Annotated in this window: 13 protein-coding genes; 11 read left to right on the top strand and 2 right to left on the bottom strand. The window is 70.5% G+C overall.

The annotated features are described in order from the left end of the window. Positions 1–591: 591 nt before the first annotated feature. Positions 592–2499 carry a hypothetical protein gene (locus ADK55_RS16755; RefSeq protein ID WP_159041425.1) on the bottom strand — a complete coding sequence of 636 codons (1908 nt, stop codon included), beginning with the start codon at positions 2497–2499 and terminating at the stop codon, positions 592–594. Between the two features lie 834 nt (positions 2500–3333). On the opposite strand from ADK55_RS16755, the gene ADK55_RS39230 reads away from it, so the two are divergent. Further along, the gene (locus tag ADK55_RS39230; protein WP_199826546.1) at positions 3334–3498 is read left to right on the top strand and encodes a hypothetical protein; all 165 of its coding nucleotides are present in this window, start codon (positions 3334–3336) and stop codon (positions 3496–3498) included. A 247-nt stretch (positions 3499–3745) separates the two neighbouring features. Here ADK55_RS39230 and ADK55_RS16750 read toward each other — a convergent pair whose 3' ends face one another. Beyond that, positions 3746–5512, bottom strand: coding sequence for a phospholipid carrier-dependent glycosyltransferase (locus ADK55_RS16750; protein WP_053679522.1), 1767 nt, complete (start codon positions 5510–5512; stop codon positions 3746–3748). Positions 5513–5600: 88 nt separating this feature from the next. On the opposite strand from ADK55_RS16750, the gene rsmI reads away from it, so the two are divergent. The 10 genes from rsmI (at position 5601) to ADK55_RS16700 (ending at position 18789) form a co-directional block, all read left to right on the top strand. Continuing rightward, on the top strand, positions 5601–6518 hold the full coding sequence (rsmI, locus tag ADK55_RS16745) for a 16S rRNA (cytidine(1402)-2'-O)-methyltransferase (protein ID WP_053679519.1): 918 nt from the start codon (positions 5601–5603) through the stop codon (positions 6516–6518). Between the two features lie 137 nt (positions 6519–6655). Then, on the top strand, positions 6656–7171 hold the full coding sequence (locus tag ADK55_RS16740; RefSeq protein ID WP_371591390.1) for a hypothetical protein: 516 nt from the start codon (positions 6656–6658) through the stop codon (positions 7169–7171). A gap of 60 nt (positions 7172–7231) precedes the next feature. Further along, positions 7232–8134 carry a TatD family hydrolase gene (locus tag ADK55_RS16735; protein WP_053679517.1) on the top strand — a complete coding sequence of 301 codons (903 nt, stop codon included), beginning with the start codon at positions 7232–7234 and terminating at the stop codon, positions 8132–8134. Between the two features lie 616 nt (positions 8135–8750). Next, positions 8751–10079, top strand: coding sequence for a resuscitation-promoting factor (locus tag ADK55_RS16730; protein WP_078999006.1), 1329 nt, complete (start codon positions 8751–8753; stop codon positions 10077–10079). After that, on the top strand, positions 10076–10978 hold the full coding sequence (gene rsmA, locus ADK55_RS16725) for a 16S rRNA (adenine(1518)-N(6)/adenine(1519)-N(6))-dimethyltransferase RsmA (RefSeq protein ID WP_053679515.1): 903 nt from the start codon (positions 10076–10078) through the stop codon (positions 10976–10978). Before ADK55_RS16730 ends, rsmA begins: the two co-directional genes overlap by 4 nt. Then, positions 10975–11943: a 4-(cytidine 5'-diphospho)-2-C-methyl-D-erythritol kinase gene (locus ADK55_RS16720; RefSeq protein ID WP_078999005.1), complete on the top strand. Its 969-nt coding sequence runs from the start codon at positions 10975–10977 to the stop codon at positions 11941–11943. The genes rsmA and ADK55_RS16720 overlap by 4 nt, the downstream gene beginning before the upstream one ends. 118 nt (positions 11944–12061) lie before the next feature. Beyond that, positions 12062–13381: an acyltransferase family protein gene (locus ADK55_RS16715; RefSeq protein WP_053679513.1), complete on the top strand. Its 1320-nt coding sequence runs from the start codon at positions 12062–12064 to the stop codon at positions 13379–13381. Between the two features lie 28 nt (positions 13382–13409). Continuing rightward, entirely contained in the window at positions 13410–15206 is a 1797-nt protein-coding gene (locus ADK55_RS16710; RefSeq protein ID WP_053679511.1) for an ABC-F family ATP-binding cassette domain-containing protein, read from the top strand. 162 nt (positions 15207–15368) lie between these two features. Beyond that, complete coding sequence (locus ADK55_RS16705) at positions 15369–17006, top strand: PQQ-binding-like beta-propeller repeat protein (protein WP_063839552.1); 1638 nt, start codon at positions 15369–15371, stop codon at positions 17004–17006. Between the two features lie 58 nt (positions 17007–17064). Continuing rightward, the gene (locus ADK55_RS16700; protein ID WP_053679507.1) at positions 17065–18789 is read left to right on the top strand and encodes a PQQ-binding-like beta-propeller repeat protein; all 1725 of its coding nucleotides are present in this window, start codon (positions 17065–17067) and stop codon (positions 18787–18789) included. The last annotated feature ends 28 nt before the right edge of the window (positions 18790–18817 follow it).

Here is an 18817-nt window from a genome sequence, read left to right as displayed (position 1 = left end):
GAAGCTCACCACGCGGCCTATCGAAGCGCCAAGACCAACAACGCGATCTTTGTATGCGTCGCTCGTCAGGGCCGGCGCTGGAAGGTGGAGCTCGACGCTATGACTAGCAGCGGGCCCAGGATCCCGGACGAAGCAATGACAGTCCTTCGGTCCGCTGCTGAAGCATTGGTACTCGCTGGCACGGTGACGCAGGCCAACATTGCACCTGACTACATCTCCCTGTACCCGATCGAGACTGAGGAGAGGGCCCGCGAGATCGCGGCTGGCTTCCATGCCGCTCTGCACGGTCTCCAGCAGTTGTACATCGCCGTTCCGAGTCAGCGCAGAAGGGTCTAACCTCCGTCGGCCGTGTTGGGGCTCGGTGGGCCAGACGTGGGCCAGAACCGCCGGATTGCGAGCCGGAGCATGGGAACGCGCGCTGAACGTCTCAGCCGACGGGGGCCTTGAACTGCCCCGTACGCAGCAAATCCTGCGGAGGTTCTGCCCTCTGCCCTCGCCCGAACGGCTGCCGCGTCTGTCCGACCGTCCCGCTCGTGGACGCCTCACAGAACAGTGACGGCGAAAGCATGCTGGAAAGCGTGAGAGGTGGCGCTACGAGAGCGAGATGCTGAGACCGGAAAGCCTGAGGGCGATATTCCCGGTAGAGTCGGCCAGTTTGTAGCGACCCTTATCCTCCTCTAGCGCTCCAATCATCGGGTTGGATAGGAATTCAAGTGATTCGCGGATTTCGTTCGCTGACGGCCGTGGCGCGACTTCTTTCCTCAGCGCATAGGCCATGTTTTCCACACTGATATACCCGGCAGCAATGGGGTCTTCGTCGGTGGCCTCTTGGAAGGCGAGATCCAAAATCTTCCGCAATAGGGAGGAGCGGCGTTGCAAATGGTCGTATCGCTCCATCAGCTCGTCTTTAGGTGCGTCGACGCGCGCGAAGATCTCCCGAAATTCCATCAGGGGTAGCGGGTTAATGACATGGCGCTCCAAGATCGATACAAGTTCGGCAACTTCGATCAGGAGTACGCTGTTTTCGATCGCCCAATTCTTTAGGCGGTTCGCGAAGCTAGGGCCGATAACGATGACGTAATCGGCTGCATGCTTCCTCTTGTGTTCGCGCAGGGCGTCGAACTTCACACTCGACTCCGCAACCACACCCGTGCCGGAGCTCTTAGTGTCGATGATTACACTATATCGGTCCGAAGGTGAAAGTTCTGCACGGCTCAGTACGTCAGTATTGCCGGGGCCACCCAAGTGCTCGGTCAGGAATCCGAGAATTCTGAAGGCCTCGGTGACGGCAATTTCAAATTCTCTGCTCTCGTTCCCGTCTCTGCTGTGGCGACCCAACGCTTCGATAACTTGAGTGAGAGCCAAATCCTTGTCGGCTTGTGTGCTCTGCTGTACTGAGATCTCGCTCTCGGTCCCTTGGGTCTGCATACTCAGCAGCGATCTAATCGATTTGCCTGACCCCGTAATGCGAAACCTTTGCCAGTCCACCCGTTCGGCCAGACCGGCATCCTGGAGAAATCCAAGGCGCAAGCGGATTTCTCCATTAGAGGCCTGCGTGTATCCGTAGCTCTCCCGAGCTAGACCCGTCAAAGACGAGGTTGAGGTGGGTGTGTCCAGATGGTTGAGAATCTCGCCGAAGAACGCGTACCTGGTGTGGAGGAATGCGACTAGCTCAACCTCCATTCCCTGGCCGGTGAGGCGAGTGGCCTCCTGGGTGGGGGAATAGAAATTGAACGCCGACTGCTCGATAATTTTCATGTGGCGCAGAGTGTGAAGCGTTGATTCAAGCGAGGACTTGCTGATCCCCAACTCGCTCCGGCAGCTCTCTCTGAAGTCCTCGACGGTCATACCGGTGCCAAGTACTCCGACAATTTTCCTGATGGCGCCAATCGGTGTCAGGGAAGCGTCATCATCGCGAGCCGTACCCTTGGTTCCCCTCGGAATATAGCCAATTAGCGGCCGCCTCCTACGGAGTTCGTCCTGGTCAATCTTCGTGTGCTGCGAGAGAAAGTCGGTAACACTCTTCGGGACGTTTTCCATATTTTCCTCCCCGCCGCCGAGTGCCTCTTCTGGCAGGCAGAGGGGGAGGGATGTCAACAGTGCGTCGCCGTCGGCCGTGCGCACGACCTTTTGTCCCCAAAGCTCAACCATTCCCAGGCTTCTGAGCCAGCCTGTACGGCGGCGAACCTGGTCGAGACTATTCCAGGCGAGGCCGTAGGATGACTTGGCGATTTCGAGAAGATCTGCATGGGTCGTGTCAACCCCGATGGAGTCGAGTAGCTCACCGAAAAACTTCACGTGATTCTGGAAATGTGTAGCCAAAGATGATGCGTCATCAGACTTCAGCCATTCGACCGCGAACTTACTGGGCGCCCACTCACCCTTACCTCGACGCTCGACCAAGCCAGACGTCGAAAGCTGCGTGGCGCATAGCGTTTCGCAATTAGTGCTCACTTCTTTTCCGTCAGGAGTCAGTAGCGACAGGTTTTCGTCCGCCATGCATGGAAGTTGACTCAATACTTGACGGAGCATGAAGGCCTGCACCTCTGTGCCGCCAGAAATGTAGCCAATAGTGTTAGCTCGGTCCCGCCAGGCCCGAAATCCGCTACTCACGCTCACTAGATCCCACCCCGCTGGAGATTTTGCCCTTCCCTGCGCGAATCGTATCTACCTCTATCCGCCGTGGAGGGGAAACGAAGGATCTCGTGACATCAGGCGCGGACGTATGACTCAACGCTTGTGAGTGGCCCGCCAAGGGCCACCCCTCTGGGTTCTATAGCGACCGGGACGCCCCAGGGCTGCGGGCCGCAGACGCGGGCACTGAGACGCATTTTTTGTGACTCGGAAGACGTACTGGCGCGCACCCGGCATGATCGCCTTGCGTCCGTCTAGTGGGGGAGAAACATGCGCACTCGCACGGCTGCTCTCGGCATATCCATCCTCGTGGGGGTGACGGCCTGCTCGGGTGGTGACGGTGATCCATCAGCCAAGAGGAGCGCGTCGTCGCCGGCGACCCCGGCTCCTGCTTCTACGCCGAGCCCAGAGCGGAGCGCCCTAGCCGCAGTACTCAAGGTTGGCCAACCCACGAGTTGGGGAGACGCGGCCCGGGGGCAGGCCATCGGCACCACCGTTGTGCTGAGTTATGAGCAACCGGTCAAGGGAGTCACTCCGCCTGGAGAGGGGTTGGGGGTTGACGGCAAGGGAGTATGGGCCGCAGTCGACGTGAAGGTGTGCAACACACAGGGCCCGGACATCTCAACGAATCAAGAGCCTTGGTCTCTCGCCTACGCCGATGGGGCCCGATTTCAAGTGACAGGTCTGAACGGTGGCGACTTGCCGAAGCCCGAGTTTCCGACGATGCCCACGGTGGTCAAGGCCGGCGACTGTGTGCGCGGCAAGATCCCATTTCCGGTTCCCGGCGACCAGCGCCCCACGAAGATCGTCTACGCCCCCATCGGTCACCCCTCACCGATCGAGTGGGCGGTTCCCGCGGCCTAACGGCGCCAAACAAGATCAGGACGTGGTGTGGACGGGGGACTCGGTGCGCCCGCCGCTGCTGATCTCCGCAGCAGGTCAAAAGGCCTTTTGCTGCGGGCTCGGGAGGGGTCTGTAAATCCGCCAGCCAGTAGATCTGGGCCGTCTGTGGGCCGTCGAGGGGCGGCCCAGGACGGCCGGCGACCACCACCAACAACCACCACGGGCCCGGCACCGTCAGGTGTCGGGCCCGTCGGGTGCTTCCGTGGCGCTAGACCCAGGTGTCCAGCCACATGCGGCCGCGCCAGGAGTCCATCGGGAGGGACTGGCCCGTGTAGATGGGCCAGAAGTAGATGAAGTTCCAGACGATCAGCAGGACGAGTACGCCCGCGCCGATCGCGCCGATCGCGCGGCGGCGTTCCGAGGAGCCCGCCGGGCCGAGCATCGCGCCGATCATCATCGCCACGGCCAGGCACAGGTACGGGACGAAGACCACCGCGTAGAAGAAGAAGATGGTCCGCTCCTGGTAGTTGAACCAGGGCAGCAGGCCGGCGGCCAGCGCGCACGTGATGGCGCCCGCCCGCCAGTCGCGGCGGAACAGCCACCGCCACAGTACGTACAGCAGCGCGAAGCAGCCGGCCCACCACAGCAGGGGCGTGCCCAGGGCCAGTACCTCGCGGGCGCACTTGGCGGTTTCCGTGGCCGGGCAGCCGTCCGTGCCGGGTGCGGGGGACTCGTAGAAGTACGAGACGGGCCGGCCGAGCACGAGCCAGCTCCACGGGTTCGACTCGTAGGTGTGGCCCGAGGTCAGGCCCACGTGGAACTTGTAGACCTCGGTCTCGTAGTGCCACAGGCTCCGCAGCCATTCCGGCAGGAAGGACAGCGAGCTGTGCTGGTCGTTCTTGGCGGCCCAGTCGCGGAAGTAGCCGCCCTTGCCGTTGTCCGGGCTGAGGATCCAGCCCGTCCACGACGCCAGGTACACGCCGATCGCCACCGGCACCGTGGAGAGGAAGCCGGGCAGCGCGTCCTTGCGCAGCATCGCCGCGTACGGGGCGCCCGCGCCGGCGGTGCGGCGCGCGGCCGTGTCCCACAGGACGGTCAGGATCCCGAAGAAGGCCAGGATCACCAGGCCGTTCCACTTGGTGCCGAACGCCAGACCCAGGCAGACGCCCGCCAGGATCCGGTACGGGCGCAGGCCCAGCCGCAGCGTCTCCGCGACGGCGAGGTCGGGGCGGGTGCGTCCGTCCTCGTCCACGGGGAGCGCCGCCGCGAGTTTCGCCCGGGCCTTGTCCCGGTCGACGACCAGCGCCCCGAAGGCGGCCAGGACGAAGAACATCAGCACCAGGTCGAGGAGGGCCGTGCGGCTCATCACCAGGTGCAGGCCGTCCACCGCCAGCAGCGCGCCCGCCAGGCAGCCGAGGAAGGTGGATCGGAAGAGCCGGCGGCCGATCCGGCACAGCATCAGCACGGACAGCGTGCCGAGCACGGCGGTCATGAACCGCCAGCCGAACGGATCGAAGCCGAACATCCACTCGCCGATGCCGATCACCCATTTGCCGACCGGCGGGTGCACGACGTAGCCCGGGTCCAGCGGCAGCGCCACCCCGTCCGGGTCGGACAGGATCGACTTGTCGATGTCCTTGGGCCAACTCGCCTCGTAGCCCTGTCGGATCGTGGCCCAGGCGTCCTTGGCGTAGTACGTCTCGTCGAATATCACCGCCTTGGGGCTGCCCAGGTGCACGAACCGCAGCACCCCGGCGACCAGGGCCACCAGCAGCGGCCCGGCCCACGCCAGGACCCGCTGCCAGGTGACCGCCGCCGCGGCCGGCACGCCGAGCGCCGTCCACAACTGTGCGGAGGGGCGGGCGTACGGGGGCACGAGGCGGGTACGGACGTCCGCGTCCGGGGTCCGCGGCGCGTAGCCGAAGCCCCGCAGACGGCGGAGCCAGACGGACGGCTCGGGCTCGGAGTCGCGTCCGCCCGAGGGGGCGGGCGGGGCCCCCGCGGGGCTGGGCGGCGGCGTCGCGGTACTGGTCACCGGGTCATCGTAGGGAACGCGTCCGCGGGAACCCCAGCGCCGGGGCGGCCCGGGGCGTGCCGGGTGGGGCTCCTGAGAGGATGGGCGGGTGACGACTGACCAGCCCCGCGGCGCCGAGACCTCCCCTTCCACCGGTGTGCTCGTGCTCGCCGGCACCCCGATCGGCGATCTCGCCGACGCCCCGCCCCGGCTCGGGGCCGAGCTGGAGCGGGCCGATGTGATCGCCGCCGAGGACACCCGGCGGCTGCGGAGGCTGACCCAGGGGCTCGGTGTGCACACCACCGGGCGCGTCCTGTCGTACTTCGAGGGCAACGAGTCCGCCCGCACCCCCGAACTCGTCGAGGCCCTGGAGGCCGGCAAGCGGGTGCTGCTGGTCACCGACGCCGGCATGCCCTCGGTGTCCGACCCCGGCTACCGGCTGGTCGCCGCCGCCGTGGAGAAGGACATCAAGGTCACCGCCGTGCCGGGGCCCTCCGCCGTGCTGACCGCGCTCGCCCTGTCCGGGTTGCCCGTGGACCGGTTCTGCTTCGAGGGCTTCCTGCCGCGCAAGGCCGGCGAGCGCCTCGGCCGGCTGCGCGAGGTCGAGGCGGAGCGCCGCACCCTCGTCTACTTCGAGGCGCCCCACCGGCTCGACGACACCCTGGCCGCCATGGCGGAGGTCTTCGGCGCCGACCGGCGGGCGGCCGTCTGCCGCGAACTGACCAAGACGTACGAGGAGGTCAAGCGCGGCGGGCTGGGCGAGTTGGCGGCGTGGGCCGCCGAGGGCGTGCGCGGGGAGATCACGGTCGTCGTCGAGGGGGCCCCGGCCGCCGGACCCGGCGACGTGGACGACGAGGAGCTGGTGCGCAGGGTGCGGGTGCGCGAGGAGGCGGGGGAGCGTCGCAAGGAGGCCATCGCCGCCGTCGCCGCCGAGGCGGGCGTACCCAAGCGGGACGTTTTCGACGCGGTTGTCGCGGCAAAGAACGCGGCACAAAAGGCGCCCGGAATCGGTAAAGACCGGGCCTGAAAAGCAAAGCTCAGACCGTGCATCGGGCACTTTGGGCATGACTCGGCCAAAGGCCGTCCAACAGTCGACAGGGCCTGATGCGCTCCCGCCTCAAGAGGCGTCCACTGGCTATGCACCAGTGGAACAGAGGAGCTGGCATGACAGAGATCGCAGACACCCCGGTACCCGGACCCGTCGTCGCCGCCACCGCCGAATCCCCCGTCGTCCCGGCGCCCTCGAAGCGCAACGTCCAGACCGTGCACGAGGCGTACTCGTTCGCCTGCATGAAGTGCGGGTACGGCTGGGAGCAGGGTTACGAGATAGAACACCACGTCGACGGCGAGGGCCGGCCCGTCATCGTCTACACGGTCCAGGGTGAACGGGTCCCGTCCCCGCTCTCCAACCCGACGTGCGTGAACTGCGGCGGCCACGTGGTCCGCATCATGCGCGAGGGTCAGGTCAAGTCGGTACTCGGTACGCTCGACCGCCTCTATCACCACCCCGTCGCGCCCGGCATCGCCGGACCCGTCCCGGCCGGGGCGAACACCCCGCGCACGCCCAAGCCCCGCAAGTCGCCCCCGGCGCACGCCGCCCCGGGGCCGGTGGCCGTGACCGACGGGGAGGAGCGCCCCGGACTGCTGGCCCGGCTGACGCGGCGGCTGCGCCGGTCCTGAGCCCGCCCCCGCACGGGACGCGGGGAGGCGTCCCGGAGCCCCGGTCATAGGATCGGCCGTATGAGCCGTACCGCCAACGACGCACCGCCCCCGCCGCCCGAACCGCTGCGGGTGGCGGTCGCCGATTCCCACACCCACCTGGACATGCAGTCGGGCACCGTCGAGGAGGGCCTCGCCAAGGCCGCCTCGGTGGGCGTGACCACCGTCGTGCAGGTGGGCTGCGACGTGAAGGGCTCGCGCTGGGCCGCCGAGACCGCCGCCGCGTACGAGAACGTCCACGCGGCCGTCGCCCTCCACCCGAACGAGGCCCCCCGCATCGTCCACGGCGATCCGGACGGCTGGTCCCGGCAGGGAGCCCGGCCCGGCGGCGGCGACGGCGCCCTCGACGAGGCGCTCGCCGAGATCGAGGCCCTCGCGGCGCTCGACCACGTGAAGGCGGTCGGCGAGACCGGCCTCGACTTCTTCCGCACCGGCCCCGAGGGCACGGCGGCGCAGGAGCGTTCCTTCCGCGCCCACATCGAGATCGCCAAGCGGCGGGGCAAGGCCCTGGTCATCCACGACCGCGAGGCCCACGCCGACGTGCTGCGCATCCTGCGCGAGGAGGGCGCGCCCGAACGCACCGTCTTCCACTGCTACTCGGGGGACGCCGAGATGGCCCGCGAGTGCGCCGCCGCCGGCTACTACATGTCGTTCGCCGGGACCGTCACCTTCAAGAACGCCGCCCCGCTGCGCGAGGCCCTCGCCGTGGCCCCGCTGGAACTGGTGCTCGTGGAGACCGACGCCCCGTACCTCACCCCGGCGCCCTACCGCGGCCGACCCAACGCCCCGTACCTGATCCCGCTCACCGTGCGGGCCATGGCGGCCGTCCGGGGCCTCGACGAGGACGCCATGGCGACCGCCCTGGCCGCCAACACGGCGCGCGCCTTCGACTACGTCCCGCCGACCCCCGGCGCCGCGCTCTGACACACCCGTTCGCCTGACACGCTGCGTGACCGAACGACTTTGGTGTGTGACGGTCGTTCCCGTTAGGGTGCCCTGCCCGAACCAGCGGGGCCGGACCAGTGGAGCGAGCGTCGTGAGCGATACCCAGGGCAGTCACCGCCGTGGCGGTCCCGTCGGTCCCGTCCCGGAGGCGTACCCGGCGCCGCCGATCCGGCCCGGGGTGAAACCGGAGCCCTGGGATCCGGAACCTCCCGGGCCGCCGGGGGCATCGGGGGCATCGGGGTCGTCGTCGGGGTCGTCGGGAGGCGCGTTCGCCACCCGGTGGGACCCCGAACCGCCGTGGCCCGAGCCCTTCGCGGGCCCCGGCGTCGCGGACCCGGCGGAGCCCGCGGTCGCGGCGGCCGATCTCCCCGGAGCGCCCGTGCCGGGTGTGCCCGCCCCGAGGTCGGTGCGCCGCCGCACGTCCCCCGAGCCCGGGTGGGCCCGGGGGCGCGAACGAGGCGCCGAAAAGCTCCGGCCGCCCCACGAACCACCGTCCGGGGAACCCGCGGGCCCGGGACGTCGACGCCGCCCGGACACCGCGCCCGGACCCGCCCCGACGGGGTTCACCGGAGCCCCGGACACCCGGGGGAACCCGGTGCTCCCCGGCTCGGGACGGCGCCGGGGATCGGTCGCCGCCCCCGAGGCGCCGGGGGAGCCGGCCGCCGGCCGCCGTAGACGGACACTCCCCACCACCGTCCAGGCAGGCGCGGGAACGGCGGGCGCGGGCACGGCGGGTGCGGGCACGGTCGGCGCGGGTCCGGCGGGTGCGGGTCCGGTCCCCGCCGTCGCGGAGCCGGCGCCCGCCCGGTCCCGCCGCTCCACCGGCACCGCGGCCGACACCTGGCGGCGGATCGTCCCGCAGGCGCTCGTCGTCGCCTTCCTCGCCGGCGGCACCACCGCGTTCGTCGCCGCAGACAAATCGGTTCGGCTCACCGTCGACGGAGTCCCGAGGTCCCTGCACACCTTCGCCGACGGGGTCGACGAACTCCTCGCCGCGGAAGGCCTCGGCGTCGGCCCCCACGACCTCGTCGCCCCGGCCCGCGGCAGCGCCCTCGACGACGGCGAGGACGTCGTCGTCCGCTACGGGCGGCCCCTGCGCCTGACCCTCGACGGGGAACGCCGCCAGGTGTGGACCACCTCCCGCACCGTCGAGGGCGCGCTGCGCCAGCTCGGCATCCGCGCCGAGGGCGCCCACCTCTCCGCCCCCCGCGCCACCCCCGTGCCGCGCAGCGGCCTCACCCTCGACGTCCGCACGGAACGCGGGGTCACCTTCCTGGCCGACGGCCGCGAGACCACCGTCCGCACCAACGCCGCCACCATCCAGGAGGCCCTCGACCAGGCCGGCATCAGCCTGCACGGCCAGGACAGCACCTCCGTCCCGCCGACCGCCTTCCCGCGCGACGGCCAGATCGTGACCGTCCTGCGCATCACCGGTACCCGCGAGGTCCGCGAGGAGCGCATCCCGTACGAGATCGAGTGGGTCAGGGACGACGACCTGTTCGCCGGCACCGAGGTCGTCGAACGGGTCGGCCGACCGGGGACGCGCCGGGTCACCTACGGCCGGCGCATCGTCAACGGGGTCCGCCAGAAGCCCCGCCGGCTCGCCGACGAGATCGTCCGCGCACCCGTCAACCGGCTCGTGAAGGTCGGCACGAAGGCCCTGCCCGACTCCGTCGCCGGGGCCGACGGCCTCGACTGGGGGGCGCTGGCCCAGTGCGAGTCCGGCGGCCGGCCGGCCGCCACCGACCCGTCGGGGACGTACGGGGGGCTGTACCAGTTCGACGTACGGACCTGGCAGGCCCTCGGCGGCAGCGGACGCCCGCAGGACGCGCCGGGGACGGAGCAGACGTACCGGGCCAAGAAGCTCTACGTGCAGCGGGGGGCGACTCCGTGGCCGCACTGCGGCCGTAGGCTTTACCGGTGAGCACCGCAGAGCAGCAGCCTGAGAGCACGACCCCTGACGCCCTTCTCGGCCCGGCCGACATCCGGGAGCTGGCCGCCGTACTCGGCGTCCGGCCGACGAAGCAGAAGGGTCAGAACTTCGTCATCGACGCCAACACGGTCCGTCGGATCGTCCGCACCGCCGAGGTGCGGCCCGACGACGTGGTCGTGGAGGTCGGCCCGGGCCTGGGCTCGCTGACGCTCGCGCTGCTGGAGGCCGCCGACCGGGTCGTCGCCGTCGAGATCGACGACATCCTGGCCGCCGCCCTGCCCGCCACCATCGAGGCACGGATGCCGGCCCGCAAGGACCGCTTCTCCCTCGTGCACTCCGACGCGATGCTCGTCACCGAGCTGCCCGGCCCGGCGCCGACCGCGCTCGTCGCGAACCTGCCCTACAACGTGGCCGTCCCGGTGCTGCTGACCATGCTCGACCGGTTCCCGACCATCGAGCGGACCCTCGTCATGGTGCAGGCGGAGGTCGCCGACCGGCTCGCCGCCGAGCCCGGCAACAAGGTGTACGGAGTGCCCTCCGTCAAGGCCAACTGGTACGCCCACGTCAAGCGCGCGGGCTCCATCGGCCGCAAGGTCTTCTGGCCCGCGCCGAACGTCGACTCCGGACTCGTCTCGCTGGTCCGCCGCGCCGAACCGATCAAGACGACCGCCTCCAAGGCCGAGGTCTTCGCCGTCGTGGACGCCGCCTTCGCGCAGCGCCGCAAGACCCTGCGCGCCGCGCTGGCCGGCTGGGCCGGCTCGGCGGCGGCCGCCGAGGCCGCCCTGGTCGCCGCCGGCGTCTCCCCGCAGGCCCGCGGGGAGTCCCTGACGGTCGAGGAGTTCGCGGCCATCGCCGAGAACAAGCCCGCCGCGCAGAGGCCCGCACTGTGAGCGAGCACGCGACCGAGAACCCGACCGAGAACCCGACCGAGTACCCGACCGGGCGGGCGACCGACTCCGCGGCCCGGTCCGTCACCGTACGGGTCCCCGCCAAGGTCAACGTCCAACTGGCGGTCGCCGCCGCCCGACCCGACGGCTTCCACGACCTCGCCAACGTCTTCCTGGCCGTGTCCCTGTACGACGAGGTCACCGCGACCCCGGCCGCGGGGACCAAGGTGACCTGCGAGGGACCCGACGCCGACCAGGTCCCCCTGGACCGCACCAACCTCGCCGCGCGCGCCGCCGAGACCCTGGCCCGGCGGGCCGGGCTCTCCCCCGACGTGCACCTGCACATCGCGAAGAACATCCCCGTCGCGGGCGGCATGGCCGGCGGCAGCGCCGACGGGGCCGCCGCCCTGGTGGCCTGCGACGCCCTCTGGGGCCTGAACACCCCGATGACCGAACTCCTCGACATCTGCGCGGAACTCGGCAGCGACGTGCCGTTCAGCCTGGTCGGTGGCGCCGCGCTGGGCACCGGACGGGGAGAGATCCTCACCCCCGTCCCCGCCGGCACCTTCCACTGGGTCTTCGCCGTCGCGGACGGCGGACTCTCCACCCCGGCCGTCTTCCGGGAGTTCGACCGGCTCACCGCCGGCCGCGACCTCCCCGCCCCCCAGGCGTCCCCGGCACTGCTGGCCGCCCTGGCCTCCGGCGACCCCGACGCCCTCGCCCCCACCCTGGTCAACGACCTCCAGCCCGCCGCCCTGTCGCTGCGCCCGCGGCTCGCGGCCGTCCTCGCCGCGGGCACCGGGGCCGGGGCGCTCGCCGCGCTGGTCTCCGGCTCCGGGCCCACGACGGCGTTCCTGGTCCGCGACCCCGAGGCGGCGGCCGAGGTCGCCGCCGTCCTCGACGCCTCCGGGCTCTGCCGCGCCACCCGCGTGGCCTCCTCCCCCGCCCCCGGCGCGACCCTGCTCTGACCCGTCCCGCCCCGCCGGCGCGGCCGTGTACCGGCCCCGCCGGCGGGGCGGGTACCCAGACCGGACATGAGTACCCGCACTCTGTCGGGGCCCCCGTGCGGCGGGCGACCGTGGCCCCATGACAGCCACCGCAAGCGAAATGGCCGCGGCCACGCCCGCCACTCGGGACCGGTACGTCGACCTGTTGCGGGTCGCCTCGCTCGCGACCGTGGTCCTCGGGCACTGGCTGATGGCCGCCGTCGGCCCCGACGGCATGGGGAACCTGCTCGGGATCGTGCCCGCCCTCCAGCCGCTCACCTGGGCGTTCCAGGTGATGCCGGTGTTCTTCTTCGTCGGCGGCTTCTCGCACGCCCTCTCGTACCGTTCCCTCACCCGCACGACGGACGGCCCGGTCTACGCCGCGTTCCTGCGCGCCCGGCTCCAGCGGCTGCTGCGCCCCACCCTCGTCTTCGTCGGCGTGTGGACCGCCTGCGCCCTCGTCGTGCAGCTCGCCGGCGCCGACCGCGGGCCGCTCGCCGGCGCCGCGCTGCGCCTGGTGACGCAACCGCTGTGGTTCATCGGGATCTACCTCGCCATGGTCGCCTTCACCCCGCCGCTGCTGAGGCTGCACGAGCGCCGCGGCTGGGCCGCCTTCGCCGGCCTCGCCGGGGCCGCCGCCCTCACCGACGTGCTGCGCTTCGCGCTCGGCGTCCCCTACGTCGAGTTCCTGAACTTCGCCTTCGTCTGGCTCGCCGTCCACCAGCTCGGCTTCCTGCGCGCCGACGGGCGACTCACCCGCCCCGCCGTCCTCGCCGCCGCCGGCCTCGCGGGCGCCGCGCTCCTCGTCGCGTACGGGCCGTACCCGCTCTCCATGGTCGGGATGCCCGGCGAGAAGGTGTCCAACATGGCCCCGCCCACCCTCGCCCTGCTCTGCCACGGCATGTGGCTGGTCGGCGCCGTGCAGCTCCTCGCCCGGCCCGCCGCCGCCTGGGTGGCCCGGCCCCGTGTCTGGCGGGGCGTCGTCGCCGCCAACGGGATCGCCATGACCGCCTTCCTCTGGCACCTCACCGCCATGCTGGCCGTGTACGCCGCCCAGATCGGCCTCGGTCTCCCGCTCCCCGAGCCCGCCGGCGCCGCCTGGTGGGCGCAGGTCCCCGTCCGGCTGCTCCTCGCCGCCGCGCTGACCGGCGTGCTCGTGGCCGCCTTCCGCCACTTCGAGGCGCCCGTGCGCGGCGGCGCCGGCCCCGGATCCGGGCCCCGCGCCGCCCTCGGCATCACCCTCTGCCTCCTCGGGATCCTCGGCCTGTCGACGACCGGCCTCGGAGGTCTGCTGGAGGGCCACAGCGCCACCCTGATCGCCCTTCCGGTCACCGCGCCCGCCGCCATCGCGATGGCGCTCGGCGGGTGGCTGCTGGTGGAACGGTCCGCCTCCCCCCGGAGGGTTAGGCTGAGGGGCTGATCCACACCCCTTCCCTGGAGCGCGTCTGATGGCCGTCAATCTGGTCAATGTCGAGGCAGTCGGCAAGGTGTACGGAACCCGTGCCCTGCTCGACGGCATCTCCCTCGGCGTGTCCGAGGGGGACCGGATCGGTGTCGTCGGCCGCAACGGCGACGGCAAGACCACCCTCATCCGGATGCTCGCCAAGCTGGAGGAACCCGACACCGGTCGGGTCACCCAGAACGGCGGACTGCGCATGGGCGTCCTCACCCAGCACGACTCGCTGGACCCCGCGGCCACCGTCCGGCACGAGATCATCGGGGACATGGCCGACCACGAGTGGGCCGGCAACGCCAAGATCCGCGACGTGCTGACCGGCCTCTTCGGCGGCCTGGACCTGCCCGGCTTCGGTCAGGGCCTGGACACCGTCATCGGCCCGCTCTCCGGCGGCGAGCGCCGGCGCATCGCCCTCGCCCAACTGCTCATCGCGGACCAGGACCTCCTCGTCCTCGACGAGCCCACCAACCACCTCGACGTCGAGGGCATCTCCTGGCTGGCCCGCCACCTCCAGGAACGCCGCTCCGCGCTCGTCTGCGTCACCCACGACCGGTGGTTCCTCGACCAGGTCTGCACCCGCATGTGGGACGTGCAGCGCGGCGACGTCCACGAGTACGAGGGCGGCTACAGCGACTACGTCTTCGCCCGCGCGGAGCGCGACCGCATCGCCGCCACCGAGGAGTCCAAGCGGCAGAACCTGATGCGCAAGGAGCTGGCCTGGCTGCGCCGCGGCGCCCCCGCCCGCACCTCCAAGCCCCGCTACCGCATCGAGGCCGCCAACGAGCTCATCGCCGACGTGCCGCCGCCGCGCGACACCTCCGAGCTGATGAAGTTCGCCAACGCCCGCCTCGGCAAGACCGTGTTCGACCTGGAGGACGTCACCGTCCAGGCCGGGCCCAAGACGCTGCTCAAGCACCTGACCTGGCACCTCGGCCCCGGCGACCGCGTCGGCCTGGTCGGCGTCAACGGCGCCGGCAAGACCTCCCTGCTGCGCGCCCTCGCCGAGGCCGCCCGCACCCAGGGCGAGACCCAGCCCGCCGCCGGCACCGTCACCGTCGGCAAGACCGTCAGGCTCGCCTACCTCTCCCAGGAGGTCGGCGAACTCGACCCGTCGCTGCGCGTCCTGGAGGCGGTCCAGCGGGTCCGCGACCGTGTCGACCTCGGCAAGGGCCGCGAGATGACGGCGGGACAGCTCTGTGAGCAGTTCGGCTTCACCAAGGAGAAGCAGTGGACGCCCGTCGGCGACCTGTCCGGCGGTGAGCGGCGCCGGCTGCAGATCCTGCGCCTGCTGATGGACGAGCCCAACGTCCTCTTCCTCGACGAGCCCACCAACGACCTCGACATCGAGACCCTGACGCAGCTGGAGGACCTCCTCGACGGCTGGCCCGGCTCGATGATCGTGATCTCCCACGACCGGTTCTTCATCGAGCGCACCACCGACACGGTGATGGCCCTGCTCGGGGACGCGAGCCTGCGCATGCTGCCGCGCGGCCTCGACGAGTACCTGGAGCGCCGGCAGCGGATGATCGACGCGGCCGCCCCGGCGCCCGTCCCGGCCGCCGCGAAGTCGACGGCCTCCGGCGATTCCCGCGCGGCCAAGAAGGAACTCCAGAAGATCGAGCGACAGCTCAACAAGATGTCGGACCGCGAGTCGAACCTGCACGCGCAGATCGCCGAGAACTCCACCGACTACGACAAGGTCGCCAAGCTCGACGCCGAGCTGCGCGAACTCATCTCCGAGCGGGACGACTTGGAGATGCGTTGGTTGGAGCTCGCCGAAGACGCGTGATCGTCGTCTTCCAGCCACACCGCCCGGCCCGATAACGGCCGAGTCACAGGCCGGTCCGCCCTTGGGAACAGGGGCCGGACCGGCCCGGCATAAGAACGGTGTCAGTGATAGAAAGGGCATCCTCCACCCTCCCTGACCTCCTGACGCCGAAGGTATGCGCTGATGACCGAGCCGCCCCAGCCGCCGAACCAGCCACCCACACCTTCCGGTTACGGACACCTCCCCGGCCCGCCGCAGCCCGGCTACGGGTTCCCGCCCCAAGGCGCGAACCCGTACGCCCAACAGCCGCCGACCGTCCCGCAGCAACAGGCGCACCCCGGCTACGGATACCCGCCGCCCATGCCGCCCGGCCCGCCGCCGGGCGGCCCCGCGGGGCCCGACGGGCAGCGCCGGCAGAAGCTGCTGATCGTCATCGCCGCGTCCGTCGCGGGCGTGCTCATCCTCGGCACCGGCGCCTGGTTCGCCTTCGGCAAGGGGGACGACGAGGCCGGGAAGCCCGTCGCGCAGGCCTCGACGCCCGCCGACGCCAAGCCCTCCGCCTCGGCCTCCGTGGACAAGGGCGACGGCAGCGGCAACGGCGGCGGTGACCAGGAAGACCTCAACGCCGGCCGCAAGCAGGGCGAGGACAAGGTCCTCTGGCTCAAGAGCAGCAAGGTGGACGGGCCCGGCGCCGGCGTCGACAGCGAAGGCCAGTGGATCGTCGGGGACACCGTCGTCAAGAGCGTGTGGAAGTCCCTCACGGCCTTCGCCGTCGCCGACGGCAAGGAGAAGTGGACGCTGTCCTTCCCCACCGAGCTGTGTGGCGTCACCCCCGACACCACCGCCGACGGCAAGACCGTCGTCATGTTCAAGGACGGCGAGTCGGACAGCTCCACCTGCAACCAGATGCGACTGGTCGACCTCAAGACGGGCAAGGCGGGCTGGACGAAGGAGGTGCCCAAGGAGGGCCTCTTCGACATCATGACCAGCCCCACCCTGTCCATCACCGGGGACACCGTCGGCGTCAGCCGGTCCACCACCGCGAGCGCCTTCAAGGTCAGCACCGGCGACAAGCTCTTCGGCAGCGCCCAGGCCGAGGGGTGCAAACCCGGCAGCTACATCGCCGGCAACAACAAGATGATCGCCATCGCGACCTGTTACGACGACGACCACACCGTCGAGGTCCACGACGTCGACCCGGTCACCGGCAAGTCGACCTGGAACTACCGACTCGCCAAGAACCACGAGGTGACCAGCGTCTACTCGCTGGACCCGCTCGTCCTCGACATCAGCGACAAGGACAAGAAGGAACGCGGCATCGTGGTCGTCGGACCCGACGGCAAGCAGCGCACCGGCGTCTCCGGCGAGGGCAGTTTCGCCAACAAGTGCGGGGGCGGCCTCTTCGGGTCCATCCAGGTGTGCCGCGGCGCCGTGGTCGACTCCAACACCCTCTACCTGCCGACCACCCCGGCCGCCGGCACGGGCAACGAAGTCGTCGCCTTCGACCTCGGCACCGGCAAGGTCAAGTGGCGCGCCCCGGCCGGCGAGAAGCGGACCCTCACCCCCGTCACGGCCGTGAACGGACAACTGGTCGCCTACCGCGCCGCGGAGCAGGACAAGGGCGGCGAGATCCTCACCTATCCCGCCGGCGGCGGCGAACCCGCCGCGACCCTGCGCAACCCGTCCGGGCCCGCGTCCGCCGTCGAGAACTCCTTCTACAAGCCCAGGATCGACTACGTCGACGGACGGCTGTACATCTCCGTGACCCACCTGCTCGCCAAGGGCAAGGACGAGAAGCTCCTGATGGTCTTCGGCAAGTGAACGAGCCCAGCCCACCGAGCCGCCCACCGAGCCGCCCACCGAGAGGCAATGGCACCCGATGAGTACCCCGCCGCCCCCCAGTCAGCCGCCGTCCGGCGGCTTCGGCGCCCCGCAGAACCCCCCGCCCGGCGGGTTCTCCACCCCGCCGCTGCCGTCCGCACCGCCGTCGGTCCCGCAGCAGCCGCCCGGCGCGCCTTCGTACGGCTACCCGCAGCAGCCGCCCGGCGCGCCCTCGTACGGCTACCCGCAGCAGCCCGGCGCCGGCACCCCGCCGCCCGCCTTCGGACACCCCACCGCCCCCATGCACGCGGCCTCGGCCCCGTCCGGCGGCGCCCCCGGCGGCAACCGTGACCAGCGCAACCAGCTGATGATCGTGGGTGCGGCCCTGCTCGCCATCGTCCTCATCATCGGCGGCGGCTTCTGGTACGTCTCCGGCGACGACGGCGGCTCCACGCCCATCGCGAAGGGCGACCCGACCGCGAGCCCGGGCGACGACAAGGCGGCGGTCGGCGCCGGCGGCAAGGAGAAGGCGCCCGGCAACCCCAAGTCGAAGGTGCTGCTGAACCTGCCGAGCCCGAAGCCGGCCGACACCGTCCAGGTCCCGGGTTCCTGGATCACCGACACCACGTACGCCAAGTCCGACGTGGGCAAGATCGTCGGCTACAACCTCGTCGACGGCGGCAAGAAGTGGGAGGTGCCCCTTCCCGGCGAGATCTGCGCCGCCACCCACCACGTCAGCGACAACAAGTCGGCCATCCTCTTCCGGCCCACCCAGCCGACGGCGGAGAGCAAGTACCCGCCCTGCACCCAGGTCGGCGTCATCGACCTGAACGCGGGCAAGCTCCTGTGGTCCGGTAACGCCAAGGGCGCCACCTCCGGCGACAAGCCCGCCTCCTTCGACGAGGTCACCCTCAGCGGCCAGACCGTCGCCGCCGGCGGAACCAACGGCGGCGCGGCCTGGAACCTCGCCGACGGCAAGTCCCTGTGGACCCCCAAGGTCGACGCCGAAGGCTGCTACGACTACGGCTACGCGGGCGGCGAGGCCCTCGCCGTCATCCGCAAGTGCGGCCGCAGCGGCGAACAGAACCTGATCGCCCAGACCCTCGACCCGGCCACCGGCGCGCCCACCTCCTCGTACAAGCTCTCCGAGGGCATCGAGTGGGCCTCCATCGTGTCCACGAAGCCCCTGATCATCGGCGCCGACGTCGGCAAGACCGCCAAGAACGCCACGGGCGTCAGCGACCTCTTCGTCGTCGACCCCAAGGGCGAGCTGAAGGCCCGCATCGCGCTCAACTCCGGCAACTTCGCCGGCAAGTGCGGCAGCACCGAGGTCGAGAAGTGCACCGGCATGCTCGTCGGCAACGGCAAGATCTACCTGCCCTCCTACGAGCACCAGGGCCAGTCGTCCTACGGCCGTACCAACGAGCTGCTCTCCTTCGACCTGGAGACCGGCAAGCAGACCAGCGACCGCGCCGACGCCGGCGAGAAGTACCAGCTGTACCCGCTGCGCATGGACGGGTCGAACATCATCGCCTACAAGGAGCCCCCGTACGACAAGGGCGGCCAGATCGTCAGCATCGACGGCAAGACGATGAAGGAAACCCTCCTCATGGAGAACCCGGCGGACAAGGAGACCCAGCGCGCCGAGACCGGTGACTTCTCGCCGGAGTTCTCCGAGTACCGCTACCACGACGGGAAGCTCTTCATCTCGCGCCGATCGGTGAGCAAGCCGCGCTCCGGCGGCGACCCGGACTACCTGTTCGTGTCCTTCAGCGCGAGCTGATCCCGCCACCGCGCCACCCCGAAGCCCC

The sequence above is a fragment of the Streptomyces sp. WM4235 genome, from assembly GCF_001279725.1.
In the GTDB taxonomy this organism is placed as follows: Bacteria; Actinomycetota; Actinomycetes; order Streptomycetales; family Streptomycetaceae; genus Streptomyces.
Note: the sequence above shows the minus strand (reverse complement) of the source record. Positions and strands in the feature narration are given on the sequence as shown.

Bases quoted from the DNA above. Each gene is read 5' to 3' on its own strand.
- ADK55_RS16755 (WP_159041425.1), bottom strand. From the start codon at position 2,499: ATGGCGGACGAAAACCTGTCGCTACTGACTCCTGACGGAAAAGAAGTG.
- ADK55_RS16740 (WP_371591390.1), top strand. From the start codon at position 6,656: ATGACAGAGATCGCAGACACCCCGGTACCCGGACCCGTCGTCGCCGCC.
- ADK55_RS16735 (WP_053679517.1), top strand. From the start codon at position 7,232: ATGAGCCGTACCGCCAACGACGCACCGCCCCCGCCGCCCGAACCGCTG.
- ADK55_RS16715 (WP_053679513.1), top strand. From the start codon at position 12,062: ATGACAGCCACCGCAAGCGAAATGGCCGCGGCCACGCCCGCCACTCGG.
- ADK55_RS16710 (WP_053679511.1), top strand. From the start codon at position 13,410: ATGGCCGTCAATCTGGTCAATGTCGAGGCAGTCGGCAAGGTGTACGGA.
- ADK55_RS16705 (WP_063839552.1), top strand. From the start codon at position 15,369: ATGACCGAGCCGCCCCAGCCGCCGAACCAGCCACCCACACCTTCCGGT.
- ADK55_RS16700 (WP_053679507.1), top strand. From the start codon at position 17,065: ATGAGTACCCCGCCGCCCCCCAGTCAGCCGCCGTCCGGCGGCTTCGGC.